Origin of the sequence: Sphingobacterium ginsenosidimutans, from assembly GCF_039536865.1 — a bacterium.
In the GTDB taxonomy this organism is placed as follows: Bacteria; Bacteroidota; Bacteroidia; order Sphingobacteriales; family Sphingobacteriaceae; genus Sphingobacterium; species Sphingobacterium detergens.
Genome location: NZ_BAAAZK010000008.1, coordinates 172372 through 197261, shown reverse-complemented (window position 1 = coordinate 197261; position 24890 = coordinate 172372). Strand labels below are relative to the sequence as shown.

Genomic DNA, 24890 nt, shown 5'->3' with positions numbered 1-24890 from the left:
AAAATACATTGCGGGGTGGAGCAGTTGGTAGCTCGTCGGGCTCATAACCCGAAGGTCACTAGTTCGAGTCTGGTCCCCGCTACTAAAGAGAGAGCCGGTTTGCAATGACCGGTTCTTTTTAAAAAAACTAAAAATACATTGCGGGGTGGAGCAGTTGGTAGCTCGTCGGGCTCATAACCCGAAGGTCACTAGTTCGAGTCTGGTCCCCGCTACTAAAGAGAGAGCCGGTTGCAATGACCGGTTCTTTTTAAAGAAACTAAAAATACATTGCGGGGTGGAGCAGTTGGTAGCTCGTCGGGCTCATAACCCGAAGGTCACTAGTTCGAGTCTGGTCCCCGCTACTAAAAGAAAAAGCCGAGGTGAAAACCTTGGCTTTTTTCATTTCCTATGGTCGGATAAACAGTTTAATTATATCTTGCAGTTCCACAGCCAATGCACTTGCTTGACACTTCTGAATTAATCATATTACATTTTTTGCATACCCAATGATATGCTTTGCCAGAAAGAGGATCTTGGAGTTGGCTTGTCCCTTGTGCGACTAAATCTACATATCCTTGTTCAGAACCTAAATTCTGTCCATTAATTTTATCGATAACTAGCCTAGCATAAGCACTTTGATTTGGTTTTGAAAAGAGGACTTTCAGACTTAGTTGGTTGGTTCCGGCATGAAGATTGGCTGTAACTGTCTTTCTTGCCTTTTCACCTATCTGAGGTCTCAATATTCCATCAGATAAATAGCCGATATATGAACCAACACCAGTAAATGCAAACTCGAAGGTGTATGTTGCGGCAGTCGGACAAAAAATTTCACCTTCGATAGTAAATTCCCCCGTGGGATCTAGGTAAGTCTGTATATTTTGGAATAATGTGAATTCATTGCTCAACGTTAGGTTTGTTTTTCGAAAAGGTGGATCTGTTGTTTTTGCTTGTACGGATAACAAATTTAATAATGTTATCGATAGGATGATTATCCTTATCTTTACTGTTGTTAAATTTTTCATAACTTATTTTTTTTATGTTGTTTATATTTCTTTTTCTAATTTAATAGAAATATTCTTGTTTTCAAAAGTTTTTATAATTAAGTTTTAAATATTTTTTTGTATTAATGTTTTTTTACTTAATTTATTATAGTAAATGTTGGTTTATGAAATATTTAAGTTGATTTGGGTGTGCTGGTTGTCGATCTTTTGATTTTTTTTGCAATTTCCCCCCCCTCTTTATACTTAAACTCTTTCCTCCATGTCTTTTCTGGAAAATAGTCTACTGTTTTAAGCATGCATATATATATGACTCAATTATCGAGTGGACTGTGTTATAAATATATGTTTATGCAATCGTTTGTTTGAAATAGCGCAATCGATTTCGTTGTTGTTTAATTTTGATATCCCCATATCTTATTCTAGTTTTAGCATCATGTACCTAAATTTTGATTAGTGCGCTAATCAATTTTTAAACTCTAACTATTAAAATATTATGATTTCAAAGATTCTTAGCAATCACAAGTTGAGTCTGTTATCATTGGCTCTACTTATTGCAGGTAATTCGGCTGAGGCTAATGGTCTTAAATTTCCGGATCACAACATTTTGTTGAATAATGCTGTTTTTCAGCAAAAAATAAACGGAAAAATACAATCGACAGAAGGCCCGTTAGCGGGTGCAACCATTAGTGTCAAAGGTACTTCACGATCTATATCTGCTGGAGCAGATGGAAGTTTTAGCATTGAAGCTAAAAATGGGGACATTTTAGTAATCAATAGTATTGGTTACAAAACAAAAGAAGTGACAGTAGCAGGTCCTGTTGTCAATATTAATCTTGAGACCAATGACGAAGCTTTGGAAGAAGTCGTGGTAACTGGGTATTCGCGCCAGAAGAAAACTGAAGTTTCCGCTTCGGTAGTTTCCATCGATCAAAAAACATTAAAAGATGTGAAATCACCTAACGTTTCTACTTTATTGCAAAGTAAAATTGCAGGTGTAGACGTTGTTTCTGGTTCTGGAAGACCAGGGTCGAATGCAAACATCCGTGTTAGGGGAAGAAATTCTATTAACTCTAATATTAGTCCTTTATGGGTTGTGGATGGTGTAATTATGCATGGAACTCCAAATATAAATCCAAATGATATTGAGACAGTATCTGTGCTTAAAGATGCTGCTGCAACTACACAATACGGTTCTAGGGGGGCTAGTGGTGTTATCGTTGTAACGACCAAAAGAGCTCTGAAGCCCGGAGAGCATCTATTTTCTTTCAATTTATCTTCAGGGATTTCAAAATTTAATCCAGGGAAATTTAAAGTGATGGATTCCCAACAGATGTGGGATCTTTATCAATCCTTTAATAATCAAAATGCAATACCTAATAGTATAAACTCTGATGTTTTGAAGACTGATTTCGATTGGTTGGCTAATGGTACTCAAAATGGCGGAGTTAATGACTTTAGTGCCAACTATTTGGGTAAAACAGAAGAAACATCTATTTATGCAAGTGGGAATTATTACGATGAAAAAGGATCTGTAAAAGGGTATGATTATAATAGGCTTACAGGAAGACTGAATATCGAACATAAATTAACGAAGAACCTTACCTTTAAACCGAAGATTAATGCGTCCTACACAAGCTATAAAGATCGTCAACATTCATTGTATGACATGTATCTTAATATGCCTTGGGATACGCCTTTTTATGCCGATGGTTCTCTGAAAAATACTAAGGTTGATGATGTGCTTTGGTATGGTAGAGATAATAATAATTATCTATATGATCTTCAATACAATTATGGAGAAGGCCAAACATTTGATATGCAATCTAATCTTGATTTTTCATTAAAGATTTCGGATAGATTTACATTTGAGTCTATGAATAGTTTGGCATACTATAATCAAACTACGATGTCATATACCGATCCTAAATCAAATTCAGGTCTAGAAAACAAAGGTTCTGTATCTCAATTTTCAGATAAGCGTATTACTCGATTTTTCAATCAAATGTTGAAGTATAATGAACACTTTGGTAAACACGAAGTGTCAGCATTAGCGGCATATGAATATTCGGATTATGTATATACGAGTGTAGGTGCGGCTGGTAAAGGTATATCTGGTGGTTCTAAAATTATAGATAATGCAGCCAATTTCCTATCTCAATCCGGTACGAAAAATGATTATGCGTTTCAATCGGGCCTTATTCAAGTAAATTATAAATACGACGAACGTTATAATTTTCAAGGGTCTTATCGGATAGATGGTGCGTCGCGTTTTGGTGCAAATAATCGATATGGTGGTTTCTTCGCTTTGAGTGGAGCATGGAATATTTATAAAGAGGATTTCTTTCATGTAGATCAAATTAATCTGTTGAGATTGAGAGCTTCTTATGGCGAAGTGGGTAATACACCGACTTCACTCTATGCATCATATTCACTTTATGGATTGAACGGACAGTATAATGGTGAACCAGCTGCTATTCCTAATCAGTATAATAACAGAAATGTTAGTTGGGAGAAGTCTAGAGATGTCAATTTAGGGTTAGAGTTAGGTTTATTTAATCGAATAGATTTAACGGTAGATGCTTACAATAAAAATACGGATGGTCTGCTTTCCTATGTGAGATTTCCTGCTACTGCTGGGTGGGAAGGTTATTGGTATAATATTGGGTCTATTAATAATAAAGGTCTTGAGTTAGCTATTAATGCACGAGTACTCGATCCAGAAAGTCCATTTCAATGGAACATAGGAGCTAATTGGGCGACCAATAAAAATAGAGTGAAAAATCTTAAAGATGGTACAGATGTACCTGCTGGGAACAAACGTTATTCGGAAGGCCGTGATATAGACTCTTGGTATATGCGTAAATGGACCGGTGTTAATGAGGAAAATGGTGCACCTTTATGGGAAGTTGTGGATGCGAACACTGGCGAAATTTCTACTACGTCGAACTATAATAAAGCAACCTTGCAATTTGTGGGTACTTCGACTCCTAAATATCAAGGCGGTATAAATACAAGCTTTTTGTATAAGGGGATTTCCCTGACAGCTACTTTTTCCTATTTACATGGGGCATATGCTTACAATATGGGTAGAGAACTATTTGATTCGGATGGAGCATACCCTTCTTATAATCAGATGGTCTTGTCTGATGGTTGGTCGAGATGGTCACCAACTAATACCGAAGCGACACACCCAGTGGCTTCCTATAATAACAACAGTGGTTCCAATAAAACATCTTCTAGATATTTGGAAGATGCGTCTTTTTTTAGGTTAAGGAATGTAACGTTGGCTTATGATTTTAAACCACAGTTATTAAGCAAGCTGAAGTTGAAGAGTGTAAACGTTTTCCTCGCAGCAGACAATTTGTGGTTATCAACAAAGTTTACAGGACTTGATCCAGAAGCAGCTTTATTTGGTGATGCAACTTCACAATATCCATCGCCTAAGCGTGTAATAGCTGGTGTTAACTTTACATTCTAAATTAAATCACATGAAAAATAAACTTTTATATTCATCAATTATATTTTTCTTATTGAGTTCCTGTTCACTTAATAAGGAGCCTTATACAGATTTGACAAACGAGTCAATAGAAAAGACAGAAGGTGCAATCGATGCGTTGAACTTAGGTAATTACCATACATTAAAGAGCTGGGTTGAGAATTGGCACCGGGTTACTGAATATCCGACAGATGAGGTTGCGTTGAGTGGTACTACCACTGATGCATTTTTCTATAACTACAATTATAATCGTATCGTTAATAATGGTCGGGTGAATAGTTACTGGGAAAATTCTTACAAAATTATAGCTGGGACAAATAATATTTTAGGTCAAATAGAAGAAGGTAGTTCAGATAAGAATGATCAGATTATCGCTGAAAATCTTTATTTAAGAAGTTTAATGTATTTCTATCTGACAAATGTTTTTGGACGTCCGTATAATCAGAATCCTGACGCAAATTTAGCGGTTCCACTTAAACTTAATGCGGATCCATTTGAAGTGTTACCGCGTAATACTGTCAAAGAGGTCTATCAGCAACTTGTTTCTGACTTGCTGAAAGCAGAAGCTCTTTTTAAATCATATAAAGGAAATATTTATGCGAGTTTATATTCTACTCAAGCTTTATTAGCTCGTGTATATTTATTTATGGGTGAAAATGATAAAGCAGCAAGTTATGCAGATAAAGTAATCAATTCGGGCAAGTTTACGCTATTATCAGGAGATAAGTATACAGATATAGCAAAAGCGGCGCCTGAAAATAATCCAGAAACTATTTTTGCTATCAAATTTCTAAAAGATGTAGATTATTCTGACAATGGATGGTATACAATAGGTTCAATGTATGCGACAATAAATGGAGCAGGGTGGGGCGAAATGTATGCGTCCAGATCTTATTTAGAAGAAGTTCGTAAATATCCTGAAGATGTTCGTTATAGTTTTGTTGAGCCAGTGGTGGCTAAGGCGAATGAGTTACACGCTTATTATGTGGATGATAATTACAAATATAATAGTGTGATCGTGGAGAAGAATGGTTCCGATTATACCTATACTTCAGGTAATAACAAAATAGCTTTAATTAAGGAGTCTAATGGCGCAGGATCCTTTCAATATTATATTGAAATCGGAAATAAAAGGAGAACCGTGTTGATTGATAAGAAATTGGAAGATCGGAATGGTTATCTGAAATATTTTATTCTTAAATGTTCCGGGCAAGAAGGACAAGGCCACCTTTGGTCCCCAGTGATATCTAGATTGGCGGAATTATATCTGATCCGTGCGGAAGCAAATGCGAAATTGGGGCGTACTCAACAAGCGTTAGACGATGTGAATGTTATTCGAAAAAGAGCTGGAATTCCGACTGCGGGATTATGGACAACATCGAATCTTGGAACGAAAACTGCCCTTGATATCGTATTATCAGAACGCAAGCTTGAATTAGCTTGGGAAGGGCATCGGAAGTTCGATGTTTTCAGAAATGGATTTACCCTAGATCGAAGATATCCAGGTACGCATATTGCAAATTCAAATTCTTTTTTGACAGTTGAAGCAAAATCAAACGAAGTTATTGATTATATTCCGGAGCAGCAGATTACATTAACACATGGTATTTTGAAGCAAAATCCATAACAATATTTGCTATAAATTATAAATGGCTTTACCTCACGGTAAAGCCATTTTTGTTTTTCTGTCTCCATAATCCCTTTTGAATCCGTATCTTTGTACCCTTAACTATAATTTAGCATAAAAGTGCCATCTGCTGTGATAGTGGATGGATCAAATAAAATAAATATGGCAAATATTGTTGCAATTGTTGGTCGTCCAAATGTTGGTAAATCTACCTTATTCAATCGTCTTACGGAAAGTAGAAAAGCGATTGTTGATGACTTTAGCGGAGTGACGCGCGACCGTCATTATGAGACGGCAGAGTGGATCGGAAAGAAATTTACAGTAATCGATACAGGTGGTTTTGTACATGGTTCGGATGATGTCTTTGAAGAAGCAATCCGGGATCAGGTATATATCGCGATTGAAGAAGCGTCAGTCGTTATATTCATGGTAGATGTTACTACTGGTATTACTGATCTGGATGATGAAATCGCTGATATTCTCAGAAGAAGTTCCAAACCTGTATATGTGGTTGCCAACAAAGTTGACCATGCTAAATTGCATCATGAATCAGCCGAATTCTATGCTTTCGGTTTAGGTGAGGTATTTAATATATCTTCTGCTACTGGTTCTGGTACAGGAGAATTACTGGATGCTGTAGTTTCTCACTTTGAAGAGGAGCAAGAAGAAGATGAAGCTTTACCGAAATATACGATCGTAGGTCGCCCAAATGTGGGTAAATCTTCACTTACAAATGCTTTGATCGGTAAAGACCGTAATATTGTAACGCCAATGGCGGGTACAACGCGTGATTCTATCCGTATTCACTACAATCAATATGGACATAATTTCCTTTTGATTGATACCGCTGGTCTTCGTCGTAAGTCAAAAGTAAACGAAGATATCGAGTTCTATTCGGTCATGCGTACCATCAAAGCTCTAGAGGATTCTGATGTGACGATTTTGATGCTGGATGCGCAGGATGGCCTAGAGGCTCAAGATGTAAACATCTTCAATCTGGCAGAAAAGAACCGTAAAGGTATTGTGATTGTCGTCAATAAATGGGATTTGATCGAAAAAGACAACAAGACCATGAAAGCTTTTGAAGACCGTATCCGGGAGAAAATTGCACCGTTTACTGATGTGCCGATTATCTTTACTTCCGTAACTGAAAAACAACGTGTCCTAAAAGTATTGGAAGTGGCTGATAAGGTCTACGCAAACAAAACAAAAAAGATCCCGACATCGAAGTTGAATGAAGTGATGTTGGACATTATCGAGAATTATCCGCCACCATCCCTAAAAGGAAAATATATCAAAATTAAATATGTGACACAATTGCCGGGAAGAACACCTATGTTTGCTTTCTTCTGTAATTTGCCACAATACATCAAAGATCCATATAAACGCTTTATCGAAAACAAATTGCGTGAGCACTTTGATTTTACAGGCGTGCCTATTCAAATATATTTCAGACAAAAATAGATTTCCAAGCAGATAACAAACATGGACCATAATCTCTTTTTATACAATACGCTTTCGCGAACAAAAGAAAAATTCGAACCGATTCACCCCAACCTCGTTGGAATATATGTCTGTGGACCTACCGTCTACAGCGATGTGCACTTAGGTAACTGCCGAACTTTTGTTTCTTTTGATTTGATTTTTAGATATCTACGTCATTTGGGCTATAAAGTGCGTTATGTACGGAATATTACAGATGCAGGGCATTTAGAGGGCGATCGTGACGAAGGAGATGACAAGTTTGCGAAAAAGGCTAAATTGGAACAGCTCGAACCAATGGAAATTGTACAGAAATATACCATTGGTTTTCATGATGTTTTGCGCCTGTTTAATACATTGCCCCCTAGCATTGAACCTACTGCGACAGGACATATTTCGGAGCAGATCGAAATGATTGAACAGATCATCAATAACGGCTATGCCTACGAAACAAATGGTACTGTCTATTTCGATGTGGAGAAATATGTACAACAGTATGATTATACCGTATTGACCAATCGTAAATTGGAAGATATGTTGAACAATACACGTGAGCTGAGTGGTCAGGATGAGAAAAAAGGGCGTTTGGATTTTGCGCTTTGGATCAAGGCTAAGCCGGAAACGATTATGCGCTGGCCAGCTCCTTGGAGTGTTGGATTTCCAGGATGGCACATCGAATGTTCGGCGATGAGTAGGAAGTATTTAGGAGATCAGTTTGATATCCACGGTGGTGGTATGGATCTGGCTGCTACACACCATACCAACGAAATCGCGCAGTCCGAAGCCTGTAATCATACTGCACCTGCCAAATATTGGATGCATACCAATATGTTGACAGTCAATGGTGCACGGATGTCCAAATCTGCAGGAAATGGATTCTTACCAGGTGAATTGTTCACGGGTAACCACCCTTTGTTAAATAGAGGATATTCGCCGATGGCCGTTCGCTTCTTTATGTTGCAGGCTCACTATAGAAGTACATTGGATTTTTCTAATGAAGCACTTGATGCAGCAGATAAGGGCTATAAGCGCTTGATGAGTGCTATTGGACTATTGGATAAACTAAAAGTTTCAAAGGGAGCTGATTCATTCAATCTGGCTGAGATCCGGAATAAATGTTATGCGGCAATGGATGATGATTTCAATAGTCCGGTTTTGATTGCCGAACTGTTTGAGCTTGTGCGGATCATCAATTCCATCTATGACGGCAAAGCAAAGGTATCTGAAGAGGGATTGGAAAAACTAAAAGTTTTCTTGAAAGAGTTTGTGGAGGATATCCTTGGGCTGAGAAATGACCAAGCTTCTGGAACAGATGATATTGATGATGTGATGAATCTGGTGATCAGATTACGCAATGAAGCGAAGGCAAATAAAGATTTTGTCACTTCGGATCGTATCCGTGATGAACTTAATGCAATTGGTATCCAACTGAAAGATAGTAAAGAAGGAACACTTTGGAATAAGATTTGATAGATAAAAGATCGAATTAAAAAAGAGGGAATTAAAGGGAATATTTATTGTTAGAAAGTCTAGATACTTTTGAAACCAAAAGATATTTCCTGTTGCCTCTAAAATAAAACCCGAGTGTAATGAGTTTATTTAAAATAATTAGGATGAACCCTGATAAATAATCATTTGCATATGAATTTTTGGAATAGGTTATCCATTGTTGCGTTAATGAGTACAGTGGGGACAACATTGTACGCACAGATACCCGAAAAAGTAGGTAGCTTACTGCAGGCAGATAAAGATGCTGCCGCATTAGCGAAAGCTTCTACACCGCATCAAGCGTTTTTATCTATTATCGACAAGGAGTCCACATTTTATGTTCCTTCAGCGGTAAATGCATACAATTATCTTAATAATAGACCGAATATTCCAGATGTATTAAATTGGCAGCCTACTTTTGCGCTTGTCGCGAAGAGCTTGGAGTTTGGTGTGACATCTGGTTCCCTGGATTTTCAGAAAGTGGGAGCGAGGCTGCGTCACGGTGAGTACTTGACAGTTTGGAAACGTAACAAGAAAGGCAAGTGGTTAGTCGATATTCGTGCCGAAGTAGAAAATAACGGTAAGGATGGTGAATTTGACCTGGAATATATTGAACCAACTGATTCCTGGTACTTAAAGCATCGCTCTAAAGTACGCCTGAACCAACGGGAGGATATTGTACTGGAAACAGATAAGTTGATGTCTACTGTCCTTAAGGCAGACAATCCTACCGCATATAAAGAATTTTTGAGTGAGGATGTTCGCTTTTTGTTTCCTTGGACCAGTCCAATGGAAGGAAAGGACAAAATGATGGCTTATCTGAAGAAACAACGTATGACGATAGAAACAGTGCCGGAGGAGGTCAAACGTTCTTATAGCGGAGATTTTGCCTATACAAAGGGAACTGCAACAGTGCGACAAAAAGATAAAGTTGTCAAGTATAATTATATTCGGGTATGGCAGTTAAGCGAATTAGCGAAGGATGATGTGAAGAAAGCCAACTGGAATATCCTGATAGAAATGATGTTTGAGAAATAAATCAAACGCACGTGATTATTAAATAAATAAGGCCTGAATATAAATATTCAGGCCTTATTTTATGATAGAAAAAAGTATTTTATTTCTTTCTCCATTTTGCGAGTTCATCACAGGTGTCAAAGTCATCACTGATATCAATGAATGTGTTCTTCGCCTTGTCGTCAAACCATTTGCTCAGGTTACGACGTACTTTATCTTCTTTCGCGGCATCTTTGATCTTTGTGAAGTCCTGATCCAAATTTGCTTTATGTGGTGCGATACGGGTTTTTAAATAATTGAAACGGTAACCCACATCTCCAGTTTTGTCTGTGAATTGCTCCGGTTTGGAATACTCCCCTGGTTTTAATGGGTCAATGGTTGTAAATACGGCTTTTTCCAATCCATCCATAGGAATTAAAGTTGTACGACTAGATCCTTGTGGATTTAAGACCATACCACCATTAAATTTGCTTTCTTCAGCATCAGAGTTGTTGGTCGCAGCATGGTAAAAATCTAATTTCTTATCCACCACCAATTTGTAGATACTGTCCAGTTTATTTTTGGTTCGTTCCAGTGCAGCAGCACCCGGATTCATTTTCATCAAGATATGGCGGGTATGCACCTCTTCTCCACGTCTTTCCAATACCTGGATGATGTGAAATCCGTATTTTGACTCTACTATAGGTGATATCTCTCCTGGTTTTAATTTAAACGCCATTGCGGAGAACTCTTTTACATAGTTATCACGCGTACCGAAGCCTAGGTCACCACCATAAGGCGCAGAACCCGGATCTTGCGAGTACAGACGCGCCATTGTTCCGAAATCCGAACCATCAACAATCTGTTTGCGAATACCTTCGATTTTCTCCCGTTGTTCCTTTTTCTCTTCGTCGGTCAATTTCGGCATCATGACAATTTCACCGATTTCAACTTCTGTATTGAAATAGGGAAGACTATCTTTATTCAATCCCTCAAAATAACGTTTTACTTCCAATGGTGTTACATCCACTTTCTGCACGATATTTTGTTGCATTTTATTTGCCTTCAGCTGTTCAAAAACACTTGCACGCATTTCTTCCTTGTATTGTAACAAAGAACGGTTCAGGAATTTCTCCAAACGCTCTTGGCCACCAGCTTGTTGGGACATATGGCGCAAACGGGAATTTAAGTTGTCATCCACCTCTGTTTCCGTGACGTCAATCGAGTCAATTACCGCCTGTTGGGAAAGTAATTTCTGAATGATCAATTGCTCAAGAACACCACATTTAAACTTCTCATCAGGTTTATTCCCTTGGGCAAGCCATTGTGAGTATTGCATGTCCAGATCGGACTGCAGAATAATTCCTGAACCAACTGTTGCCACTACACGGTCAATAATCTGACGTTGTGCAAGGCTGGCCTGAATTGATACAAACAGCAACAAAAACAATATATATATGTTTTTTTTCATCTAAATAATATGTTTCTAAACGTTGATGAAGCAACTATGAACCGTTTTAAATCACGTACCAATTGTACAGATTGATGTCACAGCGGATTCATCTAAATCACTAATAATCTCTCAATTCTATCGTTCAATATAGACTATTTTGAACAACAGCACAAAATTATCAGATTATATGAATTATTCGTATTTTTATTTAACAATATTTTTATAATCCCAATATTTCAAAAGGAGATTTTAGACTTGTTAAAATTGATTCGCTAAAAATACGGATTTGCCTATTAGAAAGGGCGGTTTTAACCTAATTTAACAAGTTTATCTACCATAGTAATGACTTAGGAAGGTATCTTTATTTTTTGTGCTACATAGCGAGCAACGAGGGAAATTCGAACAATTATTTTTAATAAATTGTATACACATGAAAAAAGCTTTTATTTATCTGATGACATTCCTGCCTTTGGCGAGTTTTGCACAACAGATCCCAATGTTTGTTGGGACCTATACAAACAAAACAGAAAGCAAAGGTATCTATATCTATAATTTCGATACAAAAACAGGTGAAGCCACCTTGGTCAGCACCCAAGAAAGTAAGGACCCTTCTTTTCTGGCTCGAAATAATAATTTTATCTATGCTGTCAATGAACTTCCAAATCAGGAGGGTACAGTGTCTGCCTTTTCTTTTAAGGAAGGACAGCTGACTTTTCTGAACTCACTTCCTACGGGCGGGGAATCACCGTGTTTTGTTGAAGTGCATCCTAAAGGTAATCTATTGGCAGTAGCAAATTACACCGACGGATCGGCGGCACTATTTGATCTCGAAACAAATGGTGTCTTGAGTAAAAGAAATCGGTTGATCCAGCATGAAGGCAAAGGTGTCGATCCAGTCCGTCAGGAGAAACCACATGTGCATTCAACTTTTTTTTCCAGTAAGGGCGATCGTTTATATGTACAGGATCTAGGGTTAGATCAAATTTCTGTATTTCCTGTTAATAAATCTGGAACTGCATACAGTCTCGCTGAAGAATCTGAAGATTTCTTTACACCCGCAGGTGGAGGACCTCGTCATATCGCTTTTGATAAAAAGGAAAAATTTCTTTACGTCGTATTGGAAATGACAGGACAGGTTGCTAGTTATAAAAAGGAGGGTGATGACTGGATGTATCAGAGTACTTACGAAATCAACCCTGAGGGCTTCAAGGGACAAAATGGTGGGGCAGACATAAAAATTTCTGATGACGGCAAATTTTTATATGCGACTAACCGCGGTGACGCAAATACAATAGCAACTTTCTCGGTGGAAAAAGACGGGGGCTTAAATAAACTGTCCAATACATCCGTAAAGGGTAAAGGGCCGCGGAATTTTAATCTTTCTCCCGACGGAAAATACTTGCTTGTGGCCAATCAGTATACCAATAATATCGTACTGTTTAGTCGAGATACAAAGACTGGGTTGTTGACAGATGCGGGCAAGGAAATTAAAGTTCCGGCTCCGGTCTGTATCATATTTTAGTATTCCGAGCCAAAGAAGAGAGGCTCTCCCATTGAAAGGGTCCTAAACAATTAAGGCATCAAAACCGGGTTTTGATGCCTTAATTGTTTGTGAAGAACTCTTGCTGATGGTAATATTTTTACGAATATCTGCGGAAGAGTCTAAAAATCTTCTTTCCGACAATCCAGTTGGCCTTCTTTTTCCAAATCGTTTAAGGTTGTCCCTTTCCAGGTCTTTACACGCTGTATGTAAGCGGCTCGTCCAATCATGTGGGCCGCAACAGGTGCGGTCAAGATTAAAAAGAAACCAATTGCTATTGCTTTAGTCGTCACGGAGACATCCGGAAATGTCATTGCGGCGCAGATCAATAAGAGACCGACGCCTAGGGTTGCTGCTTTTACGGTCACTGAAAGCCGCAAATAGAAATCAGGCATCCGTAATATGCCTATTGAAGCGAACAATATGGCCAGTGCGCCGATGGTGCTTAAAATTGCTAACGTAATATCAGTCATCATTGCTTTGTTTTTCTAAATAAAATGAAAAGGCTATAGTTCCTAGAAATGCGATCAGTGCCAAAATCATGGCAATATCTAAAAATACTTCCTGCGAAGTACGTATACTATAGACTGTAATAATTCCAATTCCAATTGTGATAATGAGATCCAGGGCAATGACGCGATCAAAGATCTGCGGACCTTTGTATAAGCGGATAAAAGCCAGAATAACCGATAAGGTTAATATCGGTAGGATAACGTAATCGAAGTAAGTAGTTAAAGTCATCGTAAGAGTTCTAAAAGTCTTCGTTCAACATTGTTTTTTAGGGTCGAGACAAATTGTTCTTTGCTCTTCATGTACATAACATGGATAAAGAGAGTCTTCTTATCCTCACTCACATCCAAAATAAGCGTACCGGGTGTTAGTGATATAAAAGTTGAAAGCAGATTGATCTCCAGATCTGTCTTGGCATCCATCGGATACTTGACGATCGCTGGTTTAATAAAAAACTTAGGGGTGATCACATCATAAGCAACTTGCACATTAGCGACAATCATTTCCCATAAGAAAAATAGAATAAAACTCACCGTTTTGGGAACACGATAGAAATAACGTTGATCGGCTTCGTTTTTGTTCATGATCCAAAGAATCGCGAAACCAAGTAAAAAACCGAACATGAAATTCGTATAATACATTGATCCTGTCAGTGCTACCCAAATAAAAGATAGCATGAGGTTCATTAGAAACTGTTTTATCATATCAATTCTGCCCTCCTAATACAGCATTTATATAAGGTGAAGTATCCAGTAATTGTGTGGCTATCTTATCTGCGACATGTATAATGGCTTCGGCATTAAATCCGATATAAAGAGATGCTGATGCCAATATTATGACAGGTAAGAGTAGCATTGTTCTTTTATAGCCTATCATTCCAGCAAATTTATCTTCGATGATCTCAGGCTCGGGAGCATCCTTCCAAAATACCTGGGCCCACATTTTGGCAATAACATAGAGCGTAATAAAACTACCGATAATCAATGCTCCTGCGAAAGCATATTTTTCCAATTGAAAGGCATCTTTAAAAAGATAGACTTTGGGCCAGAAACCTGATAAGGGCGGGATACCGACCAAGGAGAAAAGTACGATTGCAAAAAGTAATGAAATCTTGGGGTATTGTGCATATAGTCCCCCCAGCTTGTTCATATCCATGGTCCCCCGAAGCTGTCGAATAACACCTGCCATTAAGAATAAGTTGGTTTTTACCATGATATCGTGAATAAGATAAAAAATAGCACCTAACAGCGCCCATTTGCTGTATAAACCTAAACCACCAATCATAAAACCAATATGGCAGACAATCAAGTAGGAAAATAACCTGCGGATATTGGTTTTAATCAATGCACCAAAGGCGCCTGTCAAAATAGTGAGTATTGCCAATATGATCAACAGTTCTTTGGTGAATTGGTTTGGAATAAACAATAGCGAAAATACCCTGAATAAGGCATAAATCCCAACTTTGGTCAATAGACCACCGAAAGTTGCGGCAACAGCCGAAGGCGGTGTGTGATAAGAGGAAGGAAGCCAAAAATACAGCGGAAATACAGCCGATTTGATTCCAAAGCCGATAAGGAAAAAAGTAGCTGTAATTTCTACGAGTGCTTGATTTTGTATCTTAGGGATACGTAGCGCTAGGTCAGCCATATTGAGGGAGCCCGAGATGCCATAAAGAATACCAATTCCTGTCAAGAAAAAAGTGGAGGCCAATATATTCATGGCCATATATTTTACGGCGCCTTCCAATTGCGATTTACGACCGCCGAGCGTCATCAGCACAAAGGAAGAAATAATGATCACCTCAAACCAGACATAAAGATTAAAAATATCTCCGGTCAAAAATGCCCCATTTAATCCCATCATCAAGAAATGAAAAATAGGGAAATAGCCATATAAAATACGTTGTCTTCCAACACCAACACAAGAAAAAATCGAAACTGCAAGTCCGGCAATTGAGGTGAGGACGACCAGGGTACTACTAAAAAGATCAGCGACAAAGACGATTCCAAATGGTGCTTTCCAATTGGCAGCATTCATGGTCAAGATTTCCCCATCATAAACTTTGAAAAATAACTTAAATGCAAGAATAAGGGCCAAGAGACTCCCACCGACGCTCAGAAAACGTTGCGCAGTAGATTTTCGCCAGAGTATTAGCTGGACAATTGCAATAAAAAGGTGCACGATAACCGTGGCAATAATCTGGTTGTCTATCATATATCTTCTTCCTCAGGCGTGTTCAAATTATCCAAATCATCTGTGCCCAATAAGGCGTAAACGCGTTTAAGTAGTACAATAGCAAACGAAGTCAGTCCAAAACTGATAACGATTGCGGTTAAAATAAGGGCTTGTGGTATGGGATCGGCATAAATATCCGTAAATACCTTTAAGTCAGGGCCGATTATTGGCGGCTTGCCTTTGACAATATTCCCCAACAAAAAGATCAATATATTGGTCCCATTTCCCAATAACATAATTCCTAATAACAGTTTCACCATGCTGCGACGCAAGATGAGGTATATCCCAGCGGCATATAGAATACCGATCAATAAAACGAGAATCAGCTCCATTATTCCTCCTCTGTATTTAAAGCAATTGTGAATAAAATAGTTAATACAACCCCGATGACGACAAAGTATACACCGAGATCGAAGAATAAAGCTGTGCCAATCATGCCAATGACGGGAATCTTTTCTTCCAGCCAAAGCCCAGTCATGACTGGGTAACCAAAAAAGGTAGGTAGAAACATGCTCACAGCAGCAATTCCCAATCCAATGGGAATAAGGGATAAGGGTTTGTATTGAATGAGCTTCATGGTGTTTTGAGGGCCAAAAGCAAAACTATGCAACACAAAGGCTATGGATGCAACCAAACCACCTACAAATCCTCCTCCGGGATAATAATGCCCCCGAAGCAAGAGAAATACCGAAAACAATAAAAGTATCGGTAAGAGATACCGCGTTGCGGTTTGTAATATGGTACTATTCATTTAGTATTGAGTAGTTAGATTTGAGTATTGAGATTTTGGTTGTGCAAGCCTGTGGCATTCCAACTGATTCTCTTTTTTTACTTAATTTTTAACCTTTTATTTTTATTCTTTATCAGATGATTTTAGACGTAATTTCAATAAACTGTACACTCCAAGTGCAGCGATGCTCAATACCACAATTTCAAACATGGTATCAAAACCTCTAAAGTCAACAAGCAGTACATTGACAACATTCTTTCCTTTCGCCAGTACGTATGCATAATCACCATAGAACTTGCTGATATTGGTAGTGGTTGGTTCATGTAATACACGTAAAGCGACCATAGACAGCATACTGCCAAATATAATAGCTACTATTGCATCTCGAATGATGGTACGCCGGTTTGCCAAGTTTAGAAAAGAAGGCAATTTAAACAAGACCAATACAAACAGAACAACGGTTAGGGTGTCGATCGTAAATTGAGTCATTGCTAAATCTGGGGCGCTATAAAAAACAAAGATGAGACATATTGCATAGCCAACGACACTAGTTGCTACGACTGCGGTTAACCTTGATGAAGTTCGGATCGTTAATACAATAGCGCCAATCAGAATACATACTGTTGTCACTTCATAAAAGCTGACGGGGGACAAGGTTTCCCATTTGATATGAAGTGGTCCTCCTAGGTATAGCTGATAGCCAATTAATAATTCAGCAAATAAGATGATTTTCAAAAGATATGAACGTAGGTAACCGTTGTGCATCTTGTTTGTGAAAAAAGCGGAGAATAGGACAATCTCCTGTGCACAGACCTTAATAATATGCTCTGGGGAAATTTTATCAAAAGTAGTTATCCAAGCCAATTTCTTCGCACTTGGTTGGTTTGAAATAAATACAAGTGTTCCGACCACAATTGTTATGGCGCTCAGTAAAAGTATCAGATTAAAACCATGCCATATCTTTAGGTGAAAAACTTCCTGTTGAGCTAAGATGCTATTTGCGGTTGGTCCGGAGATCCAGTCGCCAATAAGTCCCGGCATACAGCCGAATATGATCCCCAATACAGCAAGCAATAATGGGGGAATCCACATGGATTTATAGGGCAGGTGCACATGGGCAAACTGTTCTGGTAATTTGCCTACAAAGGGTTTGATTCCGGCCATAAATCCAGCAGATACCAGGAGGATGTTCGTCAGTACTGCGGCAGCCGTCAAATAAAAGAATAATTGTGAATCACTTTGTAAAGTGGCGTCGTAGATCAGATCTTTTCCGATAAATCCAAAGGTCAAGGGTACTCCCGCACTTGACAATGCTGCTAGGAACCCTGCAATAGCGACAGGAGCTAAGACCTTGCGTAATCCGCGCAAGACAGTTAAGTCACGTGTTCCGGTTTCATGGTCGATAATACCCGTAATTAAGAACAGCGCTGCTTTGTACAAAGCATGTACAAGGATAAATACACTTGCTGCAATAACTGCTTCTTTGGATCCAAGACCGAGTAAGAAAACCAAGATCCCCAATGCGGATATTGTAGAATAGGCGAGTACCCCCTTGAGATCCGTTCTGAAAAGTGAGTGAAATGCAGCGTAGAGCATGGTAATACCACCGATGATCATAAGTGAATATGTCCAGATTGGGTTTCCGCCCAAGATCGGTGAAAAGCGAGCCAGCAGGTATATTCCTGCTTTCACCATGGTGGCTGAGTGCAAGTATGCAGATACCGGAGTGGGTGCCTTCATCGCCCCAGGCAACCAAAAATGAAATGGGAACTGTGCCGATTTTGTGACAGCACCAAGTGCTACCAATCCAAAAATAAGCGGAAAGAGTGGATGTTGTTGAATCAATGCAACCTTGCCCACAAGTTCGGTGATATTATAGGTGCCGGCGATATTGCCCATTAATATAAAACCAGCAAGTAAAAAGAAACCGCCTAGACCTGTAATGGATAGCGCGGTCATTGCACTTTTTCTGGAATCAGCATTATCGTTGTTGAATCCGATTAGAAAAAAGGAACTGATCGATGTTAATTCCCAAAATATAAAGAGCAATAGCATGTTATCCGAAAGCACAAGACCCAACATGGCTGACATAAACAAGCAGAGGTAGCCGAAAAAACGGTCGATGTATTTATGTCCCTTCAGATAGGTATTTGCATAAAAAAAGATGCAAGCTCCAATTCCGGTAATCATTAATGTAAAGAGCAGTGACAGACCATCTAATTTGAAATCCAGATTAATGCCTAGTGAGGGGACCCATGCTGTCGATTGTACAAAATAGGATCCCTGACTAATGGGGACCACAAGTTTTATATAATACAGAAATAAAAGTACCGGTAAAAATGCGAGAATAAAACCCCATTTGGTTTTTAGGAATCTACCAAATGGAACAATAAGGCTCGATGTTATTAATCCTGATAGAACAGTAAATAGCATTTAGTCTTTGTTTTAAATTTTTTGAAAGTCTACAATATAGTAAAAAAACTCGAAAAACGGGAGCGTTTTGCATGTTTTGCTTAGAATAAATACGAAAAACTGAGGTTTTGTTTTTGTTGAAGGCAAGATTTATTTATGGATGAAAGTGAAGCAGTGGTGGAAATAGTCTTGGGAAGGGTTGGTGGTAGTTTATTGATAAGTAGTGTTTTATGTGGTGTTTTTGCAATATATGTAATAAACATGTTAATAATTGTTAAAGTAAGATTAAAATTCTATCTTTACGCTAGACTAGTTTACCGAACTCCATCAATCGTGACTAATCAATTGTTTTATATACCCGTTTTACGTTATGGGACCTGAAGAAAAGTTATTTAGACAGCATTATAAAAGCTTGTGCCACTTTGCCTGGAAATTTGTAGGAGAATCGTCTGTTGCAGAAGATCTGGTACAGGAAGCTTTTATTACATTTTTTAGGGAAAAACAGCGTATGGATGAATCGGAGAGTTTTGTTCGCAATTATTTATATACTGCTGTACGGTTTTCTTGTTTAAAATATATCCGACACGAGAGGGTAAAAGAAAAATATTGGTTGCAGGTTGGTTTTAAAGAAGAAGATGATCATTCTGTTGAACTATCTGTAATTCATACAGAAGTAATAAATGAAGTTTACCGGATTATTCAAGAGATGCCAACTGCCTGTCAGCAAATTTTCACGCTGGGATATTTGGAAGGTTTGTCCAATTTAGAGATTACCGAAAGGCTTCAGATCAGTGTTAATACCGTTAAAACCCAAAAACAACGTGGTATGAAGATGCTGTTGGACAAGCTGCATCCTGAATTTTTGCCCTTTATTATTTTTTTATTAAAATAATTTTAAATTTTTGTCACCCCATATTGTTCTATAGGGTTTCTAACCTATAGATATGAAAGCTAACACCAATTACATAGCCAAATTAATTCAAAAGTTACTTCGTGGACAGGAAACTGTTGCTGAGCGTGATTCAATTGAGCATTGGCGCAAATCTGATAAAAGAAATGATAATCTGATTGAGGATTTTCGGGAAGCAAAAAATATTGAACAGGACCTGAATTTTTTTGTAGATCTCGACGAGGGAGAAGCTTGGCGAAAAGTAGATGCTGTTAGACATAGCAAAAAGATGAATTATCGGCCTTTTCTACGTATTGCTGCAGTTTTCGTGATGATATTTGGTGCAGTAATGTTTTACCTGCGCGACAAAGAAATAAATGATTCGGGTAAAATGGCTGCAAAGAAAGTTCTTAAAAAGGACATTTTGCCAGCACAGTCTGGCGCTTTATTACTGATGGCCGATGGGTCTGTAGTACCTTTGGAGAATTCGGTGAAGACAATAGATCCAAAAACTATTATAGCGGGGGCTGGTGCAACAGCAATGCCAACTACTGAGCCCTCAATCGAATACAATACATTAGTCGTACCCAAAGGACATTTCTATAAATTATCTCTGGAAGATGGTACACAAGTTTGGGTCAATGCAAATTCACAACTCAAATTTCCTGTCAAGTTTGATAAAAATGAACGTCGTGTTGTATTGGAAGGAGAAGCATATTTTGAAGTTTCGCATGATACAAAACGACCATTTTATGTCGAATCTAAGGGGAATGAAGTCAAAGTATTGGGCACACATTTTAATATCAATGCCTATAACGCTGATGTGCGTACAACTCTTTCTTCTGGACGTGTACAAGTAAGTCATTCGGGAGAGATTTTGTTTTTGGAACCTGGTGAATATGCCAATTTTGTTGGTGGAAGACTTAGTAAAGGAAAAGCCGATTTAGAACACGATTTATCCTGGCATAATAATCAGTTTTATTTTAAGAAAGAGACTATTGTGGAGATTGCGTCCACACTCTCCAAATGGTATGATATCCAGGTTAAATTTAAGCAAGATGTGGCATTAAATAAAGTTTATACAGGGAATTTTAAGCGCGATGTTAAGCTTTCGGAAGTGCTAGAAATGTTGACCTATGTATGTAATCTGAAGTTTGAACTTAATGGAAAGGAACTAACAATAGAAAATAAATAAAAAAGGAGTGCTTATGTAATCGATCAATACCTAACCAAATAGCCTAGAAAAAAATAGAACAGGAATGTTGCAGCATCCCTGTCCGTAGATGATTAAAAAGGCTAAAAAATTTAAAAAAGCGAATTAAGTAAACCCAATTAACCACAAAGAGTAAATGTATGAATAACTTACCATTTGGCAAAACGTGGCGACTGATACCTCATGACCCGCGGTTTTGCAAACCTTTACGTATTATGAAAATTAGTACTTGCCTTCTTTTCGCCTTTGTGACCGGAGTCCAAGCCAATGGCGTTGCGCAGAAAGTTACGTTGAAAATGAAAAATGCACGGATTGAGGAAGCGCTGAACGCGATCTCAAAACAGTCCAATTTGCAGCTATTTTATGGAGAAAATATTGATTCCAAAGCGAGGGTTAATGTCAATCTGAAAGATGCTTCGGTGGAAGAAGCACTGAACTCTGTCTTGCGTAATAATCACATAGACTATAAGATAATAGCCAACACGATTTCTGTTAATGGAAAAACTGACGGTGCTAGATCAAGTAATATTGTGCAGCAAGGAGTCTCTGGTACCGTAAAAGATAAAAATGGAAACGCGCTGGCTGGGGCAACAGTGACTGTCAAAGGAACTGCTATCACTACGCAGACAGCCAGTGATGGTAGTTTTAGAATAAATGCTGGAGCGGAAGCCACTTTAGTGGTTCGCTATGTTGGCTATGGAGCTGTTGAGGTGGGCGTTAAAGGACGGAATGTTGTTCCAATTGTGTTGGCATCGGATGAGAGACAGATTGAAGAGGTCGTTGTGACTGGTATGGGGCAGCGTCTTGATAAACGTCTATTTACGGGGGCGACCTCACAGATTTCGGGGGAAGCGGCGCAAATAGGCGGACAGATTGACCCTAGTCGTGGTTTAGAAGGAAGAGTGGCAGGGGTTTCGGTTCAAAATGTAACCGGAACTTTCGGTACGGCACCTAAGATTCGCGTGCGTGGTGCAACATCTATCTATGGCAGTTCAAAACCGTTGTGGGTCGTTGATGGAGTTATTATAGAGGATGTTGCTGACGTAAATTCAGATGAGCTGTCATCGGGTGATGCATTGACGTTAATTAGTTCCGCCGTTGCCGGATTAAATGCGCATGATATTGAATCCTTTCAAATTTTAAAAGATGGTTCAGCAACGTCAATTTATGGCGCTAGAGCGATGGCTGGAGTAATTGTAATTACAACGAAAAAAGGAGTAGCAGGTCGGAGTTCACTAAATTATACGGGCGAATATACAACACGTGCTACCCCTCGTTATTCAGAATTCAATATTATGAATTCTCAGGAGCAGATGTCTGTATATGATGATATGTACAATAAAGGTTATATTGGATTTGCAGATCTGCCCGTAGCAAGCAACAGTGGTGTATATGGTGATTTATATAAGCGTATACAAAGAGGTGAAATTCCGAATGATCTATTTACGGATAGACACAATGTCAATAATTTTTTGAAAGAAGCTGAGTATCGCAATACCGATTGGTTTGGAGAGTTATTTCAACCTAGTCTTCAACATAATCACTCGCTCAGCATGTCATCGGGAACAGAGAAATCCCAATATTATTCTTCTTTAAGTGCATTAGTTGATCCGGGATGGACAAAACGCAGTAAAGTAAATCGTTATACAGGTAATCTAAATGCAAACTATAATATTTCTGACAAGCTTAAATTAAATATCATTACCAACGGTTCCTATCGGCAACAACAAGCTCCCGGTACCCTAGGGCAGTCGAAGGATGTTGTCTTTGGGCAAGTAAAACGTGATTTTGATATTAATCCTTATGCTTATGCGATGAATACCTCGCGGACCTTGGATCCCAATACATTCTATACGCGTAATTATGCTGCCTTTAATATCCTTCACGAACTGGAGAACAATTACATGGATATAAATGTAGCTGATTTGCGTTTTCAAGGTGATCTGAAATGGAAAGTGATTCCTGGGTTAGAATTAGGGGCGTTTGGGTCTGTTCGTTACCAATCGACAACACAGCATCATTATGTTAAAGATCGGTCCAATCAGGCAATGGCTTATCGTGCTGGGATTTCTGAACCTGAAAACACGACAATTCGTGACAATAACCCATTTTTATATACCGATCCGGACGATCCTTATGCAAGACCGATTTCTGTATTACCTGAGGGGGGAATCTATAATCGAACGGATTATACGATGTTTGAGCAGCTCTTCCGTTTTACTGCGCAATACAATAAAACTTTTAACGAGAATCATCTTCTGAATGTTTTTGCCGGTTCTGAACTTACCTCATCTCAAAGAGATAATACCTGGTTTAGAGGTTGGGGGCTCCAATATGACTTAGGAGAAAGCCCTTTTACAGATTATCGGGTATTTAAACGTGGACAAGAAGAAAATTCCCCTTATTTCTCGGTGAATCGAAATGGAAGAAATGATCCAACAAATATAAGGTATAGGCAAGCAGCATTTTTTACGAATGTTACCTATTCTTATGCAGGAAAATATATTCTGAATGGTACATTCAGATATGAAGGTGCAAATAAATTAGGCGAAGCGACTTCTGCAAGATGGATGCCTAGCTGGAACCTGTCCGGGGCGTGGAATGCACATGAAGAAAATTTCTTTGAAAATTTAAGACCGACATTTTCTCATTTTACATTGAAAGGTTCTTATAGTTTAACTGGTGATAGAGGTCCATCGACTGTGACAAACTCCTACGCTGTCTATCGCTCTTATACCCCATGGAGACCGACAGCAGGTGATGCGGAATCGGGTTTAGAAATCGCTGATTTAGCAAATAATGGACTGACTTACGAGAAAAAACACGAATTGAATATCGGAACATCCATGGGATTTTTGGATAATCGGATTAATGTAGATTTTGATTGGTTTAAGCGCAACAATTTTGATTTGATCGGTGTCATCAATACACAAGGATTGGGAGGCCAGATTTCCAAATTTGGAAATGTGGCAGATATGAAATCTCACGGTGTCGAATTAAATTTGACTGCACATATCTTACGTGATCGGAATTTTAAATGGAATTCGACATTTACCTATGCAAATGTAAAGACAAAAGTAACACGTTTGGATACCCGAAGCCAAGTTATGGACCTAATAACAGGGACTGGATTTGCTCTTGAGGGTGGCCCTGTACGCGGATTATATTCTATTCCATTTGTACGGTTGAATGATGAAGGCTTACCTATTTTCCTAAATACCGAGAATCAGGAAACGGTTACCAGTATTAATTTTCAGGAACGGGATAAAATAGGCTTTCTAAAATATGAAGGCCCTACAGATCCTATTCATACAGGTGGTTTTGGAAATACATTTAGTTATAAGAATTTTAGTTTAAATGTATTTATGACTTATTCCTTCGGTAATGTGGTGCGTTTGAACCCGGTTTTTTCTAACCAATATTCCGACTTAACGGCATCAACCAAAGAATTTGCGGATCGTTGGATGGTAGCAGGAGACGAGGCATTTACAAATGTACCTATTATTGCTACCACCGGACAGAATAGGGCGTATGGTAATAACTTAAGATATGCTTATAGCGCATATAACTATTCCTCTGTACGAACTGCTAAAGGCGATTTTATTCGAATGAAAGATGTGTCTTTGAGCTATGAGTTTCCGAAAGATTTGATAAGAGCGTGGAAGATAAATTCCTTAGGTTTACGTTTTAACGCGACCAATTTGTTCCTGTTGTATGCGGATAAAAAGCTAAATGGACAGGATCCTGAGTTTGTCAATGCGGGTGGTGTTGCCGCTCCTATAGCAAGACAATACACGTTGACTTTACGTTTAGGACTTTAAGCGAAATTTTAGATCTAA

Annotated in this window: 18 protein-coding genes and 3 tRNA genes; 12 read left to right on the top strand and 9 right to left on the bottom strand. The window is 38.6% G+C overall.

The window, feature by feature from the left end; genetic code table 11:
- The first annotated feature begins 9 nt into the window (after nt 1–9).
- The 3 genes from ABFX33_RS21290 to ABFX33_RS21280 all read left to right on the top strand — a co-directional run bounded on the left by ABFX33_RS21290 (nt 10) and on the right by ABFX33_RS21280 (nt 341).
- Nucleotides 10–82: transfer RNA gene (locus ABFX33_RS21290), tRNA-Met, on the top strand.
- A gap of 57 nt (nt 83–139) precedes the next feature.
- Nucleotides 140–212 (top strand) — tRNA-Met (locus ABFX33_RS21285).
- Nucleotides 213–268: 56 nt separating this feature from the next.
- Nucleotides 269–341: transfer RNA gene (locus tag ABFX33_RS21280), tRNA-Met, on the top strand.
- 63 nt (nt 342–404) lie between these two features.
- Here ABFX33_RS21280 and ABFX33_RS21275 read toward each other — a convergent pair.
- Nucleotides 405–1001, bottom strand: coding sequence for a zinc finger Ran-binding domain-containing protein (locus ABFX33_RS21275; RefSeq protein WP_346088101.1), 597 nt, complete (start codon nt 999–1001; stop codon nt 405–407).
- Between the two features lie 502 nt (nt 1002–1503).
- Here ABFX33_RS21275 and ABFX33_RS21270 point away from each other — a divergent pair.
- From ABFX33_RS21270 to ABFX33_RS21250, 5 genes are all read left to right on the top strand, one after another.
- The gene (locus ABFX33_RS21270; RefSeq protein ID WP_346088100.1) at nt 1504–4458 is read left to right on the top strand and encodes a SusC/RagA family TonB-linked outer membrane protein; all 2955 of its coding nucleotides are present in this window, start codon (nt 1504–1506) and stop codon (nt 4456–4458) included.
- A gap of 10 nt (nt 4459–4468) precedes the next feature.
- Complete coding sequence (locus ABFX33_RS21265; RefSeq protein WP_346088097.1) at nt 4469–6103, top strand: RagB/SusD family nutrient uptake outer membrane protein; 1635 nt, start codon at nt 4469–4471, stop codon at nt 6101–6103.
- A gap of 162 nt (nt 6104–6265) precedes the next feature.
- Nucleotides 6266–7567 carry a ribosome biogenesis GTPase Der gene (der, locus tag ABFX33_RS21260; protein WP_346088096.1) on the top strand — a complete coding sequence of 434 codons (1302 nt, stop codon included), beginning with the start codon at nt 6266–6268 and terminating at the stop codon, nt 7565–7567.
- Nucleotides 7568–7588: 21 nt separating this feature from the next.
- Entirely contained in the window at nt 7589–9055 is a 1467-nt protein-coding gene (cysS, locus tag ABFX33_RS21255) for a cysteine--tRNA ligase (RefSeq protein WP_346088094.1), read from the top strand.
- 171 nt (nt 9056–9226) lie between these two features.
- Nucleotides 9227–10111 (top strand): DUF4440 domain-containing protein, encoded by an 885-nt coding sequence (locus tag ABFX33_RS21250; RefSeq protein ID WP_120260166.1) that lies wholly within the window; start codon nt 9227–9229, stop codon nt 10109–10111.
- Nucleotides 10112–10190: 79 nt separating this feature from the next.
- On the opposite strand, the gene ABFX33_RS21245 is transcribed toward ABFX33_RS21250, so the two are convergent.
- Nucleotides 10191–11540, bottom strand: a complete 1350-nt coding sequence (locus tag ABFX33_RS21245) for a peptidylprolyl isomerase (RefSeq protein WP_346088092.1) — start codon at nt 11538–11540, stop codon at nt 10191–10193.
- Between the two features lie 412 nt (nt 11541–11952).
- Between ABFX33_RS21245 and ABFX33_RS21240 the strand changes: the two genes are divergently transcribed.
- A complete protein-coding gene (locus ABFX33_RS21240; RefSeq protein WP_346088090.1) occupies nt 11953–13044 on the top strand; it encodes a lactonase family protein in 1092 nt (363 codons plus the stop codon).
- A 140-nt stretch (nt 13045–13184) separates the two neighbouring features.
- Here the strand turns inward: ABFX33_RS21240 and mnhG are convergent, their stop codons facing one another.
- The 7 genes from mnhG to ABFX33_RS21205 form a co-directional block, all read right to left on the bottom strand.
- The gene (gene mnhG, locus ABFX33_RS21235) at nt 13185–13535 is read right to left on the bottom strand and encodes a monovalent cation/H(+) antiporter subunit G (RefSeq protein ID WP_104384043.1); all 351 of its coding nucleotides are present in this window, start codon (nt 13533–13535) and stop codon (nt 13185–13187) included.
- Nucleotides 13528–13803 (bottom strand): monovalent cation/H+ antiporter complex subunit F, encoded by a 276-nt coding sequence (locus tag ABFX33_RS21230; RefSeq protein ID WP_120260163.1) that lies wholly within the window; start codon nt 13801–13803, stop codon nt 13528–13530. Before ABFX33_RS21230 ends, mnhG begins: the two co-directional genes overlap by 8 nt.
- Nucleotides 13800–14258: a Na+/H+ antiporter subunit E gene (locus ABFX33_RS21225; RefSeq protein ID WP_223581930.1), complete on the bottom strand. Its 459-nt coding sequence runs from the start codon at nt 14256–14258 to the stop codon at nt 13800–13802. Before ABFX33_RS21225 ends, ABFX33_RS21230 begins: the two co-directional genes overlap by 4 nt.
- A 19-nt stretch (nt 14259–14277) precedes the next feature.
- On the bottom strand, nt 14278–15786 hold the full coding sequence (locus ABFX33_RS21220; protein WP_346088087.1) for a proton-conducting transporter transmembrane domain-containing protein: 1509 nt from the start codon (nt 15784–15786) through the stop codon (nt 14278–14280).
- On the bottom strand, nt 15783–16139 hold the full coding sequence (locus ABFX33_RS21215) for a Na+/H+ antiporter subunit C (protein ID WP_077438800.1): 357 nt from the start codon (nt 16137–16139) through the stop codon (nt 15783–15785). Before ABFX33_RS21215 ends, ABFX33_RS21220 begins: the two co-directional genes overlap by 4 nt.
- Complete coding sequence (locus tag ABFX33_RS21210; RefSeq protein ID WP_172396330.1) at nt 16139–16558, bottom strand: Na+/H+ antiporter subunit B; 420 nt, start codon at nt 16556–16558, stop codon at nt 16139–16141. The genes ABFX33_RS21215 and ABFX33_RS21210 overlap by 1 nt, the downstream gene beginning before the upstream one ends.
- Before the next feature lie 102 nt (nt 16559–16660).
- The gene (locus ABFX33_RS21205) at nt 16661–18970 is read right to left on the bottom strand and encodes a putative monovalent cation/H+ antiporter subunit A (RefSeq protein WP_346088085.1); all 2310 of its coding nucleotides are present in this window, start codon (nt 18968–18970) and stop codon (nt 16661–16663) included.
- Between the two features lie 349 nt (nt 18971–19319).
- On the opposite strand from ABFX33_RS21205, the gene ABFX33_RS21200 reads away from it, so the two are divergent.
- From ABFX33_RS21200 to ABFX33_RS21190, 3 genes are all read left to right on the top strand, one after another.
- Complete coding sequence (locus tag ABFX33_RS21200) at nt 19320–19841, top strand: RNA polymerase sigma-70 factor (protein WP_346088083.1); 522 nt, start codon at nt 19320–19322, stop codon at nt 19839–19841.
- Nucleotides 19842–19893: 52 nt separating this feature from the next.
- Nucleotides 19894–21033, top strand: coding sequence for a FecR family protein (locus tag ABFX33_RS21195; RefSeq protein ID WP_346088082.1), 1140 nt, complete (start codon nt 19894–19896; stop codon nt 21031–21033).
- Nucleotides 21034–21266: 233 nt separating this feature from the next.
- A complete protein-coding gene (locus ABFX33_RS21190) occupies nt 21267–24872 on the top strand; it encodes a SusC/RagA family TonB-linked outer membrane protein (RefSeq protein ID WP_346088080.1) in 3606 nt (1201 codons plus the stop codon).
- The last annotated feature ends 18 nt before the right edge of the window (nt 24873–24890 follow it).

Excerpts from the sequence above, each read along its gene's own strand:
- mnhG (WP_104384043.1), bottom strand. The coding sequence starts at position 13,535 with ATGACTGATATTACGTTAGCAATTTTAAGCACCATCGGCGCACTGGCC.
- ABFX33_RS21240 (WP_346088090.1), top strand. The coding sequence starts at position 11,953 with ATGAAAAAAGCTTTTATTTATCTGATGACATTCCTGCCTTTGGCGAGT.
- ABFX33_RS21250 (WP_120260166.1), top strand. The coding sequence starts at position 9,227 with ATGAATTTTTGGAATAGGTTATCCATTGTTGCGTTAATGAGTACAGTG.
- ABFX33_RS21245 (WP_346088092.1), bottom strand. The coding sequence starts at position 11,540 with ATGAAAAAAAACATATATATATTGTTTTTGTTGCTGTTTGTATCAATT.
- ABFX33_RS21215 (WP_077438800.1), bottom strand. The coding sequence starts at position 16,139 with ATGGAGCTGATTCTCGTTTTATTGATCGGTATTCTATATGCCGCTGGG.
- ABFX33_RS21195 (WP_346088082.1), top strand. The coding sequence starts at position 19,894 with ATGAAAGCTAACACCAATTACATAGCCAAATTAATTCAAAAGTTACTT.
- der (WP_346088096.1), top strand. The coding sequence starts at position 6,266 with ATGGCAAATATTGTTGCAATTGTTGGTCGTCCAAATGTTGGTAAATCT.
- ABFX33_RS21205 (WP_346088085.1), bottom strand. The coding sequence starts at position 18,970 with ATGCTATTTACTGTTCTATCAGGATTAATAACATCGAGCCTTATTGTT.
- ABFX33_RS21275 (WP_346088101.1), bottom strand. The coding sequence starts at position 1,001 with ATGAAAAATTTAACAACAGTAAAGATAAGGATAATCATCCTATCGATA.
- ABFX33_RS21200 (WP_346088083.1), top strand. The coding sequence starts at position 19,320 with ATGGGACCTGAAGAAAAGTTATTTAGACAGCATTATAAAAGCTTGTGC.
- ABFX33_RS21220 (WP_346088087.1), bottom strand. The coding sequence starts at position 15,786 with ATGATAGACAACCAGATTATTGCCACGGTTATCGTGCACCTTTTTATT.
- ABFX33_RS21190 (WP_346088080.1), top strand. The coding sequence starts at position 21,267 with ATGAAAATTAGTACTTGCCTTCTTTTCGCCTTTGTGACCGGAGTCCAA.
- ABFX33_RS21210 (WP_172396330.1), bottom strand. The coding sequence starts at position 16,558 with ATGAATAGTACCATATTACAAACCGCAACGCGGTATCTCTTACCGATA.
- cysS (WP_346088094.1), top strand. The coding sequence starts at position 7,589 with ATGGACCATAATCTCTTTTTATACAATACGCTTTCGCGAACAAAAGAA.
- ABFX33_RS21225 (WP_223581930.1), bottom strand. The coding sequence starts at position 14,258 with ATGAACCTCATGCTATCTTTTATTTGGGTAGCACTGACAGGATCAATG.
- ABFX33_RS21230 (WP_120260163.1), bottom strand. The coding sequence starts at position 13,803 with ATGACTTTAACTACTTACTTCGATTACGTTATCCTACCGATATTAACC.
- ABFX33_RS21265 (WP_346088097.1), top strand. The coding sequence starts at position 4,469 with ATGAAAAATAAACTTTTATATTCATCAATTATATTTTTCTTATTGAGT.